This window comes from Pseudomonas sp. LBUM1674 (assembly GCF_059695635.1).
Map to the genome: position 1 here is coordinate 4422339 of NZ_CP166779.1, position 16063 is coordinate 4438401.

At 61.8% G+C, this 16063-nt stretch carries 17 protein-coding genes and 1 pseudogene; 8 read left to right on the forward strand and 10 right to left on the reverse strand.

The window, feature by feature from the left end:
* Position 1: 1 nt before the first annotated feature.
* From ACA067_RS20355 to ACA067_RS20365, 3 genes are all read right to left on the reverse strand, one after another.
* Positions 2-874: an ABC transporter permease gene (locus ACA067_RS20355; protein ID WP_497458207.1), complete on the reverse strand. Its 873-nt coding sequence runs from the start codon at positions 872-874 to the stop codon at positions 2-4.
* Positions 861-1934, reverse strand: a complete 1074-nt coding sequence (locus tag ACA067_RS20360) for an ABC transporter ATP-binding protein (protein ID WP_497458208.1) — start codon at positions 1932-1934, stop codon at positions 861-863. The genes ACA067_RS20355 and ACA067_RS20360 overlap by 14 nt, the downstream gene beginning before the upstream one ends.
* Before the next feature lie 70 nt (positions 1935-2004).
* Complete coding sequence (locus ACA067_RS20365) at positions 2005-3081, reverse strand: ABC transporter substrate-binding protein (RefSeq protein ID WP_497458209.1); 1077 nt, start codon at positions 3079-3081, stop codon at positions 2005-2007.
* 222 nt (positions 3082-3303) lie between these two features.
* Here ACA067_RS20365 and ACA067_RS20370 point away from each other — a divergent pair, with 222 nt between their 5' ends.
* Positions 3304-4194, forward strand: a complete 891-nt coding sequence (locus tag ACA067_RS20370) for a LysR substrate-binding domain-containing protein (protein WP_497458210.1) — start codon at positions 3304-3306, stop codon at positions 4192-4194.
* 125 nt (positions 4195-4319) lie between these two features.
* Here ACA067_RS20370 and ACA067_RS20375 read toward each other — a convergent pair whose 3' ends face one another.
* Complete coding sequence (locus tag ACA067_RS20375) at positions 4320-5462, reverse strand: AraC family transcriptional regulator (protein ID WP_497458211.1); 1143 nt, start codon at positions 5460-5462, stop codon at positions 4320-4322.
* 274 nt (positions 5463-5736) lie between these two features.
* Here ACA067_RS20375 and ACA067_RS20380 point away from each other — a divergent pair, with 274 nt between their 5' ends.
* Entirely contained in the window at positions 5737-6189 is a 453-nt protein-coding gene (locus ACA067_RS20380) for a thiol-disulfide oxidoreductase DCC family protein (protein ID WP_497458212.1), read from the forward strand.
* Entirely contained in the window at positions 6186-6554 is a 369-nt protein-coding gene (locus ACA067_RS20385; RefSeq protein WP_497458213.1) for a DoxX-like family protein, read from the forward strand. The genes ACA067_RS20380 and ACA067_RS20385 overlap by 4 nt, the downstream gene beginning before the upstream one ends.
* Positions 6555-6651: 97 nt before the next feature.
* Here ACA067_RS20385 and ACA067_RS20390 read toward each other — a convergent pair whose 3' ends face one another.
* Entirely contained in the window at positions 6652-7335 is a 684-nt protein-coding gene (locus tag ACA067_RS20390; protein ID WP_497458214.1) for a winged helix-turn-helix transcriptional regulator, read from the reverse strand.
* Positions 7336-7438: 103 nt separating this feature from the next.
* Between ACA067_RS20390 and ACA067_RS20395 the strand changes: the two genes are divergently transcribed.
* The 4 genes from ACA067_RS20395 (at position 7439) to ACA067_RS20410 (ending at position 11478) form a co-directional block, all read left to right on the forward strand.
* Positions 7439-8380 (forward strand): carbon-nitrogen hydrolase family protein, encoded by a 942-nt coding sequence (locus ACA067_RS20395; RefSeq protein WP_497458215.1) that lies wholly within the window; start codon positions 7439-7441, stop codon positions 8378-8380.
* A 72-nt stretch (positions 8381-8452) separates the two neighbouring features.
* Positions 8453-8887 (forward strand): GFA family protein, encoded by a 435-nt coding sequence (locus ACA067_RS20400; RefSeq protein ID WP_497462816.1) that lies wholly within the window; start codon positions 8453-8455, stop codon positions 8885-8887.
* Between the two features lie 169 nt (positions 8888-9056).
* A complete protein-coding gene (locus tag ACA067_RS20405) occupies positions 9057-10574 on the forward strand; it encodes a DUF3300 domain-containing protein (protein WP_497458216.1) in 1518 nt (505 codons plus the stop codon).
* A gap of 13 nt (positions 10575-10587) precedes the next feature.
* Positions 10588-11478, forward strand: coding sequence for a DUF2950 domain-containing protein (locus tag ACA067_RS20410; protein ID WP_497458217.1), 891 nt, complete (start codon positions 10588-10590; stop codon positions 11476-11478).
* A gap of 5 nt (positions 11479-11483) precedes the next feature.
* Here ACA067_RS20410 and ACA067_RS20415 read toward each other — a convergent pair whose 3' ends face one another.
* From ACA067_RS20415 to ACA067_RS20435, 5 genes and pseudogenes are all read right to left on the reverse strand, one after another.
* Positions 11484-11789, reverse strand: coding sequence for a panthothenate synthetase (locus ACA067_RS20415; RefSeq protein ID WP_497462817.1), 306 nt, complete (start codon positions 11787-11789; stop codon positions 11484-11486).
* Positions 11790-12327: 538 nt separating this feature from the next.
* A complete protein-coding gene (locus tag ACA067_RS20420) occupies positions 12328-12543 on the reverse strand; it encodes a hypothetical protein (protein ID WP_497458218.1) in 216 nt (71 codons plus the stop codon).
* Positions 12544-12729: 186 nt separating this feature from the next.
* Positions 12730-12930: pseudogene (locus tag ACA067_RS20425) on the reverse strand (GFA family protein); the annotation flags it as partial.
* Positions 12873-13379, reverse strand: coding sequence for a VOC family protein (locus ACA067_RS20430; protein ID WP_497458219.1), 507 nt, complete (start codon positions 13377-13379; stop codon positions 12873-12875). The pseudogene ACA067_RS20425 and the gene ACA067_RS20430, both read right to left, overlap by 58 nt.
* A gap of 114 nt (positions 13380-13493) precedes the next feature.
* Positions 13494-14270: a DNA-binding transcriptional regulator gene (locus tag ACA067_RS20435; RefSeq protein ID WP_497458220.1), complete on the reverse strand. Its 777-nt coding sequence runs from the start codon at positions 14268-14270 to the stop codon at positions 13494-13496.
* A gap of 134 nt (positions 14271-14404) precedes the next feature.
* On the opposite strand from ACA067_RS20435, the gene ACA067_RS20440 reads away from it, so the two are divergent.
* Positions 14405-16063, forward strand: a complete 1659-nt coding sequence (locus ACA067_RS20440; protein ID WP_497458221.1) for a bifunctional 3-(3-hydroxy-phenyl)propionate/3-hydroxycinnamic acid hydroxylase — start codon at positions 14405-14407, stop codon at positions 16061-16063.

The window sequence follows — 16063 nt, forward strand, 5'->3', positions numbered from 1 at the left end:
GTTACTCGAAGACTTGCTTGAATCGGCGCTCGGCCAGCTTGCTGCAACCCAGGATGATGATCAGGTTGGCAACCAGCAGGAGCATCGCGATGGCGGCACCGAGGGGCCAGTTGAGGGTGCCGAGGAATTCGTCGTAGGCCGCCGTCGCCACCACTTTCAGACGTCGACCACCGATGATCGCCGGGGTCGCGAAGGCTGAGGCCGCCAGGGCGAAGACGATGATCGAACCGGAGAGAATGCCGGGCATGATCTGCGGCAGGATGATTCGGCGGAACACCGTCAGACGCGACGCGCCGAGGGACAGCCCGGCCCATTCCACCTGCAGATCCAGGCGCTGCAAGGTGGCCCACACGGCAATCACCATAAATGGCACCAGCACATGGGTCAGGGCGATGATCACACCGAGCTGGGTGAACAGCATCTTCACCGGCTGCTCGGTAATCCCCAACGCCTGCAAGGCATCGTTGATCAGGCCGTTATTGCCCAGCAGGATCGCCCAGCCGAGGGTGCGCACCACCACCGAGATCAGCAGCGGCCCCAGCACCACCAGCAGAAACAGCGAACGCCAGCGCGGCGCCATGCGCGCAATGATGATGGTTTCCGGGACCCCGAGCAGCACACAGAGGATGGTGACCGCCAGCGCCATGCCGCCGGTGCGCTGGAAGATTTCATGGAAATAGCCGTCCTTGAACACCTCCAGGTAATTGCCGAGGCTGTAGACCGGCAACACGCCTTCGGTGTCGCTGAACAGGTTGAGCGACAACACCGCGGTCAACAGCAGCGGCACCAGCAACAGCGCGACGAACACCAGCAACGCCGGACCGCTGAGCAACCACGGCGCGGCACCGACGTGTTCGGCATCATACATGGCCATGGGCGACCTCCCGATCCAGCAGGCGCAGGTCGTCGTCGGACCAGTCCAGGCCAATTTCGCTGTCTTCATCGGGCGGTGGCGTGCCCAGGTTGGGCTGGGTCATGTGCACCACACCGAAACTGGTTTCCACCGCGATCAACCACAGGTTGCCGAGGAACACCCGCAAGCGCACGCGTCCGTTCAAACGCCCCGTGCCCGCCTGCGTCAGACGGATTTTTTCCGGGCGGATGTAGACATTGACGTCGTTGCCCAGGGAGCGATCTTCGTGGGGCACGTGCAACATCGTGTCCTTGACCTGCACATGACAGCACCGATCGTTGCGCGTCTGCACGGCGCCGGCGAAGGCGTTGGTCTTGCCCAGGAACGCCGAGGCGAACGGTGAGTGCGGGCGTTCGTACGCTTCGTAGGGGGTGTCGATCTGCACGATCCGGCCTTTTTGCATCACCGCAATGCGGTCGCTCATGGTCATGGCCTCGACCTGGTCGTGGGTCACCAGAATCGTGGTGATGCCCAGGTCGCGCTGAATCGCCCGCAACTCGATGTGCATCTCTTCGCGCAGCTTGGCGTCGAGGTTGGACATGGGCTCGTCGAGCAGCAACAGGTTCGGTCGAATCGCCAGGGCCCGGGCGATGGCGACCCGTTGCCGCTGCCCACCGGACAGCGCTTTGGGATAACGCTCGCCGAGGCCGCCGAGGCGCACCAGGTCCAGCGCTTCATCGATGCGCTTGCTGCGTTCAGCCTTGGGCACGCCGCGCATTTCCAGGCCGAAACTGATGTTCTGCGCCACGGTCATGTGCGGGAACAGCGCGTAGCTTTGAAAGACGATGCCCAGGCCGCGCTGCTCGGGACGCACGTGGGTGATGTCGCGGCCATCGAGGACGATGCGGCCTTCGGTGGGCTGGACGAAACCGGCAATGGATTGCAGGGTGGTGGTCTTGCCGCATCCGGAAGGTCCGAGCAAGGCGATGAATTCGCCGTGCCGGACTTCCAGGTTCAAACCGTCGATGGCCCTGAAACTGCCATAGGTCTTGACGATGCCTTCAAGGGTGAGAAATGCCATTGGCTTGCCACGCAGGCGCGGGCCTGCGTCTCCAGAATGAGGTCGGGAAGGATCGGAGCCATTTGCGCGGTTAGCGTTCGACCGTGCGGTTCCAGCGCGTCGTCCACTCGCTGCGCTGCTGGTTGATCGTGTCCCAATCGACCTTGATCAACGCGTTGACCTTCTCCGGGCCATAGGGCATGCGCGCGGCGATGTCCGGCGCGAGGGTGACGGTCTGGTTGACTGGCGCGAAGCCGTTTTCCCGGGCCTGGATGGTCTGCACTTCAGGCGACAGCACGTACTGGATGAATTGCTGCGACAGCTCGGGCTGTGCGTTGGGCGTGATGCCGCAGGCGGCGATTTGCAAGGCGATGCCGCCCTCTTTCGGGTAGATGAATTTGAGTGGAAAACCGGTGCCCTGCAATGCCACGGCACGACCACTGCCATACACCGCCATGACCACGTCGCCGTTCTGCATCATGCCGTCCATCTCACCCGGCGCCGAGACCCAGGCCAGGACGTTGGGGCCGATTTCGTCTTTCAGCGCCTTGAAACCCGGGTCGATATTCTTTTCGCCACCGCCGCGCAAACGGGCCATTTCCACCAAGGTGTGCAAGCCGTAGGTGTTGGTCACTGGCGGCATGCCCAGCAGCTGTTTGTAACGCGGGTCGGTGAGGTTTTCCCAGGAATCCGGCGCGGCCCAGCCGCGCTTCTTGAACGCCTCTTCGTTGTAGCCGATGCCCGTGGCGACCACTCCGACCCCGGTCGCTTCAGGGCTGAGCCGCGCCAGCGGATAGAGGTCTTTGTAGACCGGTGCGTCGCTGAGTTTTTCGCACAGGCCCAGTTGCAGCGCCTGGTACATCGGCCCGTCATCCATCATCGCTACGTTGATCTGCTGACGCCCCTTCTGCGCCTGCAGTTTGGCCAGGGTTTCGGTGGAATTGCCGGCGACGTACACCACTTTGACGTTGTGCTGTTTCTCGAACGCGGGGATGACTTTGGTCTTGTACATCTGCTCGGTGGAACCGCCGACACCGGCGATATACAGCGTCGGCTCGGCGAAGGCGGCGCCACTGCCCAGCCCGACAAGGGCGACAGCGACAGCAGTGGCAATGCGGGTCAGGGGGCGAAACGACGGCGTGATCAAGGTCGATTTATAGTTATTCACAGACTATCTCCGAAGTGCGTGGGGCAGATCGAACAATGCGTCAGTTGCTTCGGCGTCAATCGAAGCCATGCAGCGCGCTGCATGTTCCCGGCGAATACATCACGGGATGGCGCATCTTCATGTGCGCTATGGGTTGCTGGTCTGGAGTATTGCGATGCACTATCCATGTGGTCAAATCACAATATCCGGGTTAGCTATTCATATTTGATATGGAAGGTCGGCATGAACCTCAGGCAGATCGAAGCATTCCGCAGCGTCATGCGCTTGGGCTCCATGACCGCGGCGGCGCAAGTGCTGTACACCTCCCAGCCCAATGTCAGCCGGCTGATTGCACAGCTGGAACTGAGCACCGGGCTGACCCTGTTCAAGCGTGCGGGCGTGCGGTTGATTCCGACCCAGGAGGGCCAGGCGTTTTTCCACGAAGTGGAACGCGCCTATGTCGGCCTCGACAGCCTCAAGCACTCGGCGAAGAACATCCGCAACCTGGGCACCGGACGCTTGCGGGTGGCAGCCGTGCCCTCGACCGGCATGAGCGTGCTTCCCAGCGTGATCAAGCACTTCACCGATACGCGCCCGGAGCTCACGGTGTCGTTGCACGTGAACTCCTCGCCTACCGTGGAGCAATGGGTCAAATCGCAGTTCTGCGACATCGGCATCGTGGTGCATCCCGGCGACGTCAACAGTCAACAAGTCGAGTTGCTCGCCGAGATAGCGGCCGTGTGCGTGTTGCCTCGCTCACACGCGCTGGCTGGACGCTCGCAGATCACTTTCGCCGACCTCGAAGGGCAAGCGTTCATTTCGCTCTGTCATGGCGACGGCACACGCTCGTTGGTGGATGGTTTGTTCGAGCAGGCAGGCGTCGAACGGGTGATGGCCGTCGAAGCGCAGTACAGCGCGATCAACTGCGAAATGGTCGCGCTAGGCATGGGCATCACCCTCGCCCATCCGCTGGTGGCCAAGGACTATCGGCATCGGGACATCGTGATCAGACCGTTCAGGCCGGACATCCTGTTTCCGACGTACGTGATCTGGCCCAGCGCACAAACGCGCACGCGATTGGTCGAGGAGTTCGTCGATACGCTGAAGGTGTATTACCGGGACGTGGCCGTTTAAAAGCACGCCGAACCGAAGCATTCGACAAAGAAAATCCGAACATGATTGTTGTGTGACGTGGCGGGGCAAATGGCTGGCATGGGGCGCAGGCAAGAGCAATCGAACCTGCGCCCCCGTCGTTCATTTCATATTGCGACCTGGGCCACGCCTCGACCCGAACCTGCCGCTCGCCTGATGTCCCTAAAAGGTGCCTGCCTTTGACCACCTTCTATCGCTAACGACTGGCCAACCAGACGGGGCTTGGTGTCCTTGACCTTCAGCACGGATTCATCGACTCGATACTGACCGGGCGTCATGCCGAACCAGCGGATGCTCGCTTTATGGAAACTGCTATGGTCGTGGAACCCGAGCAGGTGAGTCACGTGCTTCATATTTAAATGGGAATAACGCAGGTAGAAGTCGGCCAACTGCCGACGCACATCGTTCAGCACGTCCTTGAACTGGGTCCCATCCTTCTCGAGTGCCCGTTGCAACGTTCGCTTGCTGATGTTCAGCGCGGTGGCTACCGATTCCATATCACACTGCCCTTGCCCCTGACTCAGGCGCTCGGTGATCAGTGCACGAATCCTGCACACCATGGTGAAGCCGTACAACAGGTCCAGCTGAGCCTCGGCAAAACTGTCATGGAGTACAGCCAGCGACTCGTTGGCCATGCTCAATGGACGCAGAAGCGCCTGGCCATCGAACAGGATGCTGTCATAGGCCGCCCCGAAACGCAGCTCACTGCCAAACAGCCGCTGATGCTCCGAGATGTCTTCAGGTTCGGGATAGGTAAACTCCACGCGTAACGGTTGCGGTAATTTGCCACCGGTCAGCCAACTGCAGAACCCCAGCACCGACGCAAGTCCGGCATCGGTGTACTGCCGTGGCTTGACCGAGTCGCCTTGGTGATCCAGCCCGGCCAGTCGATAATTGTGCCCTTCCTGCCCCAAAAACAGGCTAAGGCCGGAGCTGATCAATGGGCTGAAACGCACAAGGCGTTCGAGCGCCCGCTTCAGATTCATGCTGGACATCATCGAGTACCCCACAACCTGGAAGTTACCCGGATGTACATGCCCGTAGGCTTTCAGACCAATATTCGCATCACCAGACGCCTGCGCTGCCAACTCCCAAAGACGGTAGATAACACTTCGTTGATAGAAGGCCTGCTGCTGACCCAGAATCGTCAGGTCCAGCCCGGCTTCCCGGGATAAATCGATCACATCCAAGCCTTGTGCCGAGAGCGTATTCACCAACACATTGGTATAGCCTGTACCCACTCTATACATGAAGACCTCAAAAACCTGTTAAACCACGCATCCTTTTGTGAGCCATTGAATTTGCTCTGAAATTCATACTGACGGCCATTCATTACAGGGTCGTTATGCATGCTGGAAAAAACAACCCAAGGCCAGCGTAGCCCCGAAATCCTGTTGGCGCCAAAATAAGCCCAATCCGAATTGGCGTGCTTGAAAGCAAGAGGCAGCAATCGGCCAAAAAGAGACTTTTACGCTGGCAGGCGGGTATGATCCGGGATCACCAGGCTTCGATGGATCCACGTCTATGCCAGCGTCGCAAAAGCGGCCCTCCCCCGCGCCATTACTCAAGCAAGGCGAGACCGTGGTCTTGTTCGACGGCGTGTGCAAGCTATGCAATGGCTGGGCAAGGTTCTTGATCCGCCACGACCGCCATCGGCGCGTCCGGCTGGCGTCAGTACAATCACCCGAGGGGCAGGCGCTGCTGGCTTGGGCGGATTTACCCTTGCATCAATTCGATACCATGGCCGTGATCCGCGACCGACACTACTGGGTACGTTCGGATGCAGTATTCGAAGTCATCGCCCAGCTGCCCGGCGGTTGGCGTCCACTGGGACTGTTGCGCGGCTGCCCACGCAGGCTGCGAGATTGGGCCTACGATCGCATTGCCCTGAATCGATATTGGCTTTTTGGAAAATACGACACGTGCCTGTTGCCCACTCCCGACCATGAGCAGCGATTTTTGAAAGCGCCAGGGTGAGCGCCTTGATACGCACCCATTGGATCGCCCGAGCGAGCCTGGCTTTCATGTTTGGCTACCATGGTCTGGTACCCAAGCTGCTGTGGCTGAGTCCGGGCGAGCGCACCATGATCCAGGCGCATGGTATCCATCAGGTGGAGTTGTTTGCCTATATGGCCGGCGCCGCGGAAATTGTCCTGGCCTTATGGATATTGCTTGCACCGCGCAGTGCCTGGCCGCTTATCGTCGCTTCGACGGCTCTGGTCGGCCTGCTGCTGGATGTCGCGATCTTCAACCCGTCAATGCTCAGGGATGCGTTCAATCCTGTCACCCTTAATGTGGCCGGACTGGCCCTGTGCGCGGTGGCCTGGAATACCAGGGCTTGAGCCTGATGCCCGTAGGAGCTGTCGAGCGAAGCGATACTGCGATCTTTTGATCTTGCCTCCCAGCGATCTAGAGAAGATCAAGATCAAAAGATCAGGGCTAGCGTGCAGCGCTCCGGGTACCGGCGAACGCGCTCGTGCCCAGCCAGCGCCACAGGTTTTGCGCATCCTGCGCTGCGCCGTCTACCCGCAGCTCTCGCGACTGAAGTACCTCGCGCGGTGTACGGTCGCCGGTCCACACCTCGGTCAACGCGCGCACGCTGGAGTCCACGACGAGCGTCAGCTCGCGGCCGGGGTCGTCGCGGCACAGGTCTGCCACACCCTCTTCGACCACGAGCCACCACGCTTGCTCGCCGGGCCGGGCGTCGCGGAACCTGAAATGGATCACCACCGGTCGGGACGGGAACGTCTCGATGCGCACGAACCGGCGCACGTCCCACATCAGCAGGCCTGCGTCGAGTTCGTCATCGCGAAGGCGACTGCCGATCCAGCGCGCGCCCCAATGGCCCAGCGCCATGATGATGGGGCGCAATTCCTCGCCCGCCTCGGTCAGGCTGTACTCCCAGACTTTGCCGGCTGCCGTGCGACGCACGACACCGATCTCTTCCAGATGGCGCAGCCGCTGTACCAGCAGGCCGGTGGACATCCGGGGTACGCCGCGGTGCAGTTCATTGAAGCGCTTGCTGCCGCATAGCAGCTCGCGCACGACCAAAGGGGTCCAGCGCTCGCACAGGGCTTCGGCACCGCGCGCGACCGTGCAGAACTGACCGTAGCTTTCTTCCATCGCCTGGACTCCGCAACTGCAACGCTTCAGATTCTGAACTAGCCCCGGGACTTCCCCACGCGCACGCTGAAGCCTTCGAAGCCAATCGCCAAAGGAGAACGCCATGACCAAGGTAGCCATCATTCAGCGCCCGCCCGTGCTGCTCGATCGCAGCGCGACGATCGCCCGGGCCGTGCAATCGGTCGCAGAGGCCGCCGCGGCGGGAGCCTCGCTGATCGTTTTGCCCGAATCCTTCATTCCAGGTTACCCGTCATGGATCTGGCGGCTGGCGGCGGGAAAGGACGGGGCTGTCATGGGCCAGTTGCACACGAGGCTGCTGGCCAACGCCGTCGATATCGCCAACGGTGACCTCAGCCCATTGTGCGAGGCCGCCAGCGTTCACGCCGTGACGATCGTGTGCGGCATCAATGAATGCGACCGGCGCAATGGCGGCGGTACGCTCTACAACAGCGTAGTCGTAATCGGCCCCAACGGCGAAGTGCTCAACCGCCACCGCAAGCTGATGCCAACCAATCCCGAACGCATGGTGCATGGCTTCGGCGATGCAACCGGGTTGCGCACAGTCGATACACCGGTCGGCCGCGTGGGTACGCTCATCTGCTGGGAAAACTACATGCCGCTGGCACGCTATTCACTGTATGCCCAAGGGGTGGAGATCTACGTCGCCCCCACCTACGACACGGGCGACGGCTGGATCAGCACAATGCGTCACATCGCACTCGAAGGCCGCTGCTGGGTGCTTGGCAGCGGCACAGTGCTGCGGGGCAGCGACATCCCCAACGACTTCCCGGCCCGTACGCACCTGTTTCCCGATCCGGACGAGTGGATCAACGACGGTGACTCGGTGGTGGTCAGTCCGCAAGGCCGGGTCGTGGCCGGTCCGTTACACCGCGAGGCAGGCATTCTGTATGCGGACATCGACGTCGCACTCGTGGCACCCGCGCGACGGGCGCTCGACGTCACCGGGCACTACGCGCGCCCGGACATTTTCGAACTGCAGGTGCGGCGCACGCCGGCGACAGCGGTGCGCTACGTCGACGAGTGAAGTCAGGCAAGGTTCAGGCGATCCCTGCCATCTGCGGCGGTATCGCCTGACCATTGATCGAGGAGTCATGCCATAAACAATGAACGGTCTTACAAGGGCAGTTGTTTTTGCGGCGCAGTCGAGTTCTCCGTCAGCGGCGAGCCGGCCGCGATGGGCTATTGCCATTGCGCATCATGTCGGCACTGGTCAGCAGGGCCGGTGAATGCGTTCACCCTGTGGAAACCCGAGGCGCTGCAAGTGACTCAAGGTGCCGACAACATCGGCACCTACAACAAGACAGCGCAGAGTTACCGCAAGTGGTGCAAGACGTGCGGCGGGCACCTCTTCACCGAACACCCGGGGATGGGGCTGATCGATGTGTATGCCGCACTCATCCCGGAACTCGCGTATGCGCCAGGCGTTCACGTGCACTATCAGGAGACCGTGCTGCACATCAAGGATGGATTGCCCAAGTTCAAGGATGTCCCCAAGGAGTTGGGGGGATCGGGCATCAGCCTGGACGAATAGCGCTGGCCAGGCAGGCGTCCGGCGACGCCTGCCTGGCATTTCCAGGGCCAGCTTCCAGCCGAATAAATCGCTACGTCCCCTCTTCGCCCGGCTATGATTTATAAGATTCAGCCCCGCGACGGCAGTCGCTGCGACCCGTCCCGCTTTTTCTTCCTCCGGGAGAAGCGTCATGCGTGTTTGCCATTGCTTCAGCGCAATCCTGCTCGCCGCGCTGTCCTTGTCCGGCGGTTCGGACGAGGACGCGTTCTTCACCACGAAGGCGTTTGCCGCCGCCCCCGAAGCGGGTGTCGCAGTTGCGGCGCCCGCACCCGAACCGACTGCACCGGCCGAGACGGTCTTTGCGCCGGAGGAACTCGACCAGATGCTGGCGCCGCTGGCCTTGTATCCGGATTCGTTACTGGCCCAGGTCCTGATGGCGGCGACCTATCCGGGCGATGTCGCCGACGCGGTGGCCTGGTCCAAGGCGCATCCGGACAGCAGCGGTGACGCCGCGGTGCGTCAAGTGGCAAATGAACCCTGGGATCCGAGCGTGCAATCGCTGGTCGCCTTCCCGACAGTGATGGTGATGTTGGGTCAGGATCCGGCCTGGGTGCAGCGCGTGGGCGACGCCTTCCTCGCGCAGCCCAACGCCGTGATGGATTCGGTGCAGCGCCTGCGCCGCCAGGCGCAAGCCGCCGGCCACCTCGAATCCAACGAACAACAGCGCGTCACCGTGCAGCCGGCCGCGCCGGCACCGGCCGCTTCGACCGTGGTGGTGCAGCAGCCTGCCGCCACCCAGACCATCATCATCGAGCCGGCCCAGCCACAGACTGTCTACGTACCGAGCTACAACCCGAGCGTGGTCTATGGCACCTGGGCCTATCCGTCCTACCCGCCGGCGTACTACCCACCGCCGCCGGGCTCCTACATCGGCTCCGCGCTCGCCACCGGCCTGGCCTTCGGCGCGGGCGTGGCCATCGTCAATTCGCTCTGGGGCGACTGCAACTGGGGCCGCGGCGATATCGACATCGACGTCAACCGCTACAACAACATCAATACCAACCGCCAGATCAACGCCAACCAGAACAATTGGCGCCACAACTCGATCAACCGCGACGGCGTGCCGTACCGCGATCGCGTCAATCGCGAACAGAATAGCCGGCGTTTGGCCGGCAGCGAACAGCGCGACGCTTTCCGCGGCCGCGATCCGGTGCGGGCCCCTGAGCGCGAGCGCGCCAGCCAGGCGCTGGCGCAACGCGGCATGGAACCCCCGGCCGCCAGCAATCGCCAGGCGCGCGAGCGGGCCCAGGTCGCGAGCCGCGATCTGGACAAACAACCGCAGGTGCGCGAGCGCGCGCAAGCCAGTGCGCAGACGCGCCAGGCTACGCAGGCCAGTGCGCAGAAGCGCGAGCAGGCGCAAGCCAGTGTACAGTCGCGCCAAAAAACTCAGGCCGGTGCGCAGCAGCGCCAGAGTGCACCAGACAATCCAAAGGTCCGCCAGCAGGCGCGTCAGCAGCAGGCCAGCACACAGGGGCCGCGCAACAATGCCTTTGCCGGCGCCAGCAACCCCTCGCAGTCGCGAATGCAAGCCAGCCGCGGCCAGGCCAGTCACGTTTCCGCCAGTCGGCCGAGCGCGGAGCGCGGCAGCGGTCATACTGTACAACGCCCGTCCCGGGCACCGTCCCGGGGAGGCGGCAATCGACGCTGACAGGAGACTCGCCATGAAGGCTGCATTGCGTATTTTCCCGGTTACGCTGTTGGCGATTCTTACCCTGAACGTGCATGCGCAGCAGGCCTTTCCCAGTCCGGATGCCGCCGCCGAGGCCCTGGTCGCCGCGCTCGGCACCCGGCAGGCCGATCACGCGCGCCTCGCGGCCTTGCTCGGTGCTGACTGGCGCTCCTATATACCGCTCGAGGGCATCGACCGCGAGGACGTCGATGCCTTCCTCGCCCGTTATCGGGAAAAGCACAGCACCCAGCCCGACGGAAAAGGCCAGGTGCACCTGGTGGTCGGCACCGACCCCTGGACGTTGCCGCTGCCGATCATTCAGGGCAAGGACGGTTGGGCCTTCAACGCCAAGGCCGGCGGCGAGGAGATCCGTGAGCGGCGCATCGGTCGCAACGAACTCGCCACCGTGCAATCGGCGTTGGCCTACTACGACGCCCAGATGGACTACGCCGCGGCCGACCGCGACGGCGACGGCGTGCTGGAGTACGCGCAGAAGTTCATCAGCAGCAATGGCAAGCACGATGGTCTGTACTGGGCCGAAGAGCCCGATGGAGAAGAGAGTCCGCTCGGCCCGTTGTTCGGCGACGCCAAGCCCGGCGGCGACTGGCACGGCTATCAGTACCGTATCCTCGACGCGCAGGGACCCTCAGCGCCAGGTGGCGCCTACAGCTATAAGCTCGGCGACAACATGAGCCGCGGCTTCGCCCTGATCGCCTGGCCGGCGAAGTACGGCGACAGCGGCGTGATGAGCTTCATGATCAGCCATGAGGGCGAGCTGTTCGAGAAAGACCAGGGCCCGGACAGCGCGAAACTGGCGACGTCCATGCGCCGCTTCGATCCGGACAGCAGTTGGAGCGATGTCGATGAGCAGCCGGGGCTTTGAGCGCCTCACCCCCACGTTTGCCCGAGCCGCTCCAGTCCGGCCTTTTGCAAATCCTGCGGACTCATCACAATACGGAACTTGCAGCTGGCGTTGAAGTTGAGAAAAAAAGGTTCCGCTAAAGCCGGGATGTCGGAAGGGTCTTGCACGTCGACCAGAAAGATCCCGCCGCGCATTCCATCCTGCTCGGTAAAGTACACCGCCTCCGGCTTGATGCTTTGCAGAATACGCTCGATAACCTTGCCCACCTCCCCGGCTTTGACAAGGGTGTTGAAGGGTTCATTAGGGCACTCGACCATAAGTAACATCTTCATCATTCGATCCTCTGTTCAACTTGCAACCCTATCGCCAGATCGCTGCTTCTGGCGCTCATGCCGCCGGCGTCGCGGTACCTGTCGTCAAGAATAGCCAAGCACGAGCCAACCCTCGTGCAGGGTTACGGGCGGTCATCGGGCATGGCCATTTCGGGGAAGACTGCGCGAGGGAAAACGGGATCAGCGCCTGGGGAGAACCGGGTTATTCGGATTGCCAAATGGAATTGCGCGCAAAGGTGCAGTACCTTGTAGTTGCAACACCCTCGTACACAATCCTGTTCAGGTTGAGAGGTGGGTTTCATGAACAACATCATCTACATCGTCGGATTAGTTGTGATTGTCGTGGTTATCCTGTCTTTCCTCGGGTTTGCATAGATTCGACGTCCCATGCTGTTTAATCGTCCTTGACGTGGACGTCGCCCGCCACACGACGTTGCCGGCATCGTCCGCAACCTGCTGCCGGTCAATCACTGCTGACGCAAGCCCCATGGAACCCACTTGCCCAGCGTATGCCTGATCGTTGAATCCCCGCGGCCGATCACGCGAATTTGATGGTGCCGCCCTGGATGTCGTGTCGAGCTGACCGCAAGTCACAGGCGTCCTGATTGAGCTGGTGAATCAGGTTGAGCAACCGCTGGCGCAACAGCTCATCTTTCAGTTGCTCAGCTGCGCGCATGACATCCAGCGCCGCGTTTTCATTGTTGCTGGCGACGGAGTCGAGCAGTTTGCGCATGCTCCTTGATGGCCGATTCATCTGTTGCCTCCCTGGTTTCAGTTGACGCGAATCATACGGCCCGCATGTTTCGGCAATGTTTCAGTTCCAGGTGTCAAATGTGACCACCGGCAGCGGCTTGAGTTGCCGCTCAAAGACGCTTCAAGATATCGATCACGGCATACCTGTCGGTCACTGATGACGGCGCCTTCGCACCGTTCGTGCGCCCTACTCCTCAGAGCGCCCCGCGTTGTCACGATCCCGCTCGTAGTGTTTCGTGAGCGCAAACGGCGGCAACCAGGACTCGCGACGCACGATCCAGCTTTCGTAGGTCGGCGTCAGTTGGTCAGGGGCATCCAGGGATCCCAGGTTCACTTCGATTTCGTCGCCGGTGCGGGCGAAAACGGATGAGCCGCTTCGATCGCAGCGATGTCGATCTTGCGCATCTGCATCATGGCGTCGAAGGCGCGCTTGGCCACCGCTTGATCAGGATTGGTCACCGCGCTCGTCAGCACCCGTGGTGAGATCTGCCACGACAGTCCCCACTTGTCCTTGCACCAGCCGCATGCACTTTCCTGGCCGCCGTTGCCGACAATCGCGTTCCACAAGCGGTCCGTTTCGGCCTGGTCATCGGTCGCCACCTGGAACGAAAAAGCCTCGTTGTGCTTGAACGCCGAGCCGCCGTTGAGCCCGACACAAGGGATGCCCATCACCGTGAAATCGACCGTCAACACATCGCCCTGCTTGCCCGCCGGGTAGTCGCCGGGGGCGCGATGGACGGCGCCCACCGCGCTGTCCGGAAACGTCTCGGCGTAGAACGTCGCAGCGTCCAGTGCGGTGCCGTCGTACCAGAGACAAATCGTATTCTTGCTGACCATCTTGGTTCTCCAGAATCGGGAGTGAGGTATGCATTCTAGCAGCGCAGGTCGCGCGGACCCCTTCGGGCAGCTTGCGAACCTGATTGCTGCGGTGAAGGGCATGGCTGGCAACAACTACCCCAATTGAGCCTGAATCTTTTGCACGACGCCCTGCATCGCCGGTAAATACCGGCGAGCGGCTTCCTCGATGGGCATCGCCTTGGCGATGTAGACCAGATTCAGGCAGCCCATCACCTGCTCCTCATGCATCACCGGGATCGCAATGGCGGCGATCTTGCGTTCCTCTCCCCAATGCGCATTATTTTCGCCGTAACCCTTGCTGAGCGTGTGCTCCACCAGCCGGTCGACAAATCGGCGATCCGCGGCAAATGCCGATTGTTCGTCTTCGCGACTGACCATCAACTCAATCAACTCTTCTCGCTCCGCCGGTCGGCAGTACGCAAAATACGCGCGCCCGGTCGCAGTCATCAGCAAGGGTAAGCGGCGGCCAACCATGGATCGGTGGAACGACAGGCGACTGAACCGATGGGTGGTCTCGCGAATGACCATGGCATCGCCATCCAGGGTGCACAGGTCGGTGGGCCAGACGACTTCCTGCAGCAACTCGCCGAGCAAGGGCGCGGCGATCGAGGAGATCCATTGCTCATCGCGAAACCCTTCACTGAGTTCGCGAACTTTCAACGTCAGTCGATAGCTGTCATCCGACTCGCTACGCCGTACATAACCTTCAGCCTGCAAGGTTTCCAGCAGCCTGCGCACGGTGGTGCGGTGCAGCCCGCTTTGCTCGGCCAGTTGCGCGGTGCTGGCGCCGCCGTCGAAGCGGTTCAAGCCATTGATCAGCGCCAGACCTCGCATCAGGCCACGCACGGCTTTGTATTCGGTCTCGCTCATGGCTCGATCCTTTATTGTTGTAAATCAATCATGTGCACTCAGTGCACACTAACAAGGGTTGTCGTTGTCGACCAGCCCTGTGATTTCCATACTGCGCCCAACAAGAAATCCAAAAGCGCTGTACGGAGATACCCATGAGTCCTGCTCCCACTCCTTCCACATTGGACCTGACCACCGACGTCGCCATCGTCGGCGCCGGACCGGTCGGCTTGATGATCGCCAATTACCTGGGCCAGTGCGGTGTGAACGTCACCCTGGTGGAAAAACTCGACAGCCTGATCGACTACCCTCGCGCCATCGGACTGGACGACGAAAGCCTGCGTACTTTCCAGGCCGTCGGTCTGGCCGACAACGTGCTGCCGCACACCACCCCTTGGCACGCCATGCGCTTCCTGACCCCCAAGGGTCGCTGCTTTGCCGATATCCAGCCCAAGACCGATGAGTTCGGCTGGTCGCGGCGCAACGCCTTCATCCAGCCGTTGGCCGACCGTGTCCTGTTCGAAGGCTTGCAGCGTTTTGCCAACGTCAAGGTGTTGTTCAGCCGTGAGCTCGACAGTTTTGAACAAAGCGACAGCGCCGTGGTGCTCAACCTCAAGGATCAGAACGGCCGCGGCGAACGCCTGCAGGCCCGTTATCTGATCGGCTGCGACGGTGGCAACAGCCTGGTGCGGCGTAGCCTGGACATCAGTTTCGAAGGCAAGACCGCGCCTAATCAGTGGATCGTCGTCGACATCGCCAACGACCCGCTGAGCACGCCCCATGTGTACCTGTGCTGCGACCCGGTGCGCCCGTACGTGTCCGCCGCCCTGCCCCATGCCGTGCGTCGTTTCGAGTTCATGGTGATGCCCGGCGAGACGGAAGCCGAACTGAGCAAGCCCGAGAACATGCGCAAGCTGCTGGCCAAGGTGCTGCCGAATCCGGATCGCATCGAACTGATCCGCAGCCGCGTCTATACCCACAACGCCCGTCTGGCCGGCAAGTTCCGTGAGGGCCGGGTGCTGCTGGCCGGCGATGCCGCGCACATCATGCCGGTCTGGCAGGGCCAGGGTTACAACAGCGGCATGCGCGATGCCTCCAACCTGGCCTGGAAACTCTCGCTGGTGGTCAAGGGCCTGGCCGCCGACAGTCTGCTCGACAGCTATGAACAGGAACGCCGGGACCACGCCAAGGCGATGATCGATCTGTCGGTGCTGGCCGGCCACGTACTGGCGCCGCCGAAACGCTGGCAAGGCACCCTGCGTGATGGCGTGTCGTGGCTGCTCAACTACTTGCCACCGGTGAAGCGCTACTTCGTGGAAATGCGCTTCAAGCCCATGCCGCGATATGCCCGGGGCGCCTTGATCGTACCGAACGAAAAAAACTCCCCCGTGGGCAAGATGTTCATCCAGCCACGGGTATTGACCGAAGCCGGCACTACGCTGCTGCTGGACGAAGTGATCGGCGAACACTTCGCGATCATCGCCTGGGGCTGCGACCCGACCTGGGGCCTGACCGTCGCACAGATCGAACAATGGCAGGCCCTCGGTACGCGCTTTATCCAGGTGCTACCGGACGTTCAGCTCAAGGCTGCCAGTGACGTCAGCCAGGGTGTGATCCGCATCGGCGACAGCACCGGTCGCCTCAAGGAATGGTTCGCTCGCGGGTCTGCCTCGATTGCGCTGGTGCGCCCCGATCGCTTTCTCGCTGGCCTGGCCATCCCACAAACCCTCGGCCAGGCCTGTGATGAACTGGCCCAGGCGCTGAACGCGTTGCCGCAACCAGTAGTGGCGATACCTGCCAGTAAGGTGGCCTGA

Coding starts and splice junctions, on each gene's coding strand:
- ACA067_RS20355 (WP_497458207.1), bottom strand. CDS start 874: ATGGCCATGTATGATGCCGAACACGTCGGTGCCGCGCCGTGGTTGCTC.
- ACA067_RS20440 (WP_497458221.1), top strand. CDS start 14,405: ATGAGTCCTGCTCCCACTCCTTCCACATTGGACCTGACCACCGACGTC.
- ACA067_RS20390 (WP_497458214.1), bottom strand. CDS start 7,335: ATGGAAGAAAGCTACGGTCAGTTCTGCACGGTCGCGCGCGGTGCCGAA.
- ACA067_RS20380 (WP_497458212.1), top strand. CDS start 5,737: ATGCCAGCGTCGCAAAAGCGGCCCTCCCCCGCGCCATTACTCAAGCAA.
- ACA067_RS20415 (WP_497462817.1), bottom strand. CDS start 11,789: ATGAAGATGTTACTTATGGTCGAGTGCCCTAATGAACCCTTCAACACC.
- ACA067_RS20395 (WP_497458215.1), top strand. CDS start 7,439: ATGACCAAGGTAGCCATCATTCAGCGCCCGCCCGTGCTGCTCGATCGC.
- ACA067_RS20375 (WP_497458211.1), bottom strand. CDS start 5,462: ATGTATAGAGTGGGTACAGGCTATACCAATGTGTTGGTGAATACGCTC.
- ACA067_RS20370 (WP_497458210.1), top strand. CDS start 3,304: ATGAACCTCAGGCAGATCGAAGCATTCCGCAGCGTCATGCGCTTGGGC.
- ACA067_RS20420 (WP_497458218.1), bottom strand. CDS start 12,543: ATGAATCGGCCATCAAGGAGCATGCGCAAACTGCTCGACTCCGTCGCC.
- ACA067_RS20360 (WP_497458208.1), bottom strand. CDS start 1,934: ATGGCATTTCTCACCCTTGAAGGCATCGTCAAGACCTATGGCAGTTTC.
- ACA067_RS20410 (WP_497458217.1), top strand. CDS start 10,588: ATGAAGGCTGCATTGCGTATTTTCCCGGTTACGCTGTTGGCGATTCTT.
- ACA067_RS20435 (WP_497458220.1), bottom strand. CDS start 14,270: ATGAGCGAGACCGAATACAAAGCCGTGCGTGGCCTGATGCGAGGTCTG.
- ACA067_RS20430 (WP_497458219.1), bottom strand. CDS start 13,379: ATGGTCAGCAAGAATACGATTTGTCTCTGGTACGACGGCACCGCACTG.
- ACA067_RS20405 (WP_497458216.1), top strand. CDS start 9,057: ATGCGTGTTTGCCATTGCTTCAGCGCAATCCTGCTCGCCGCGCTGTCC.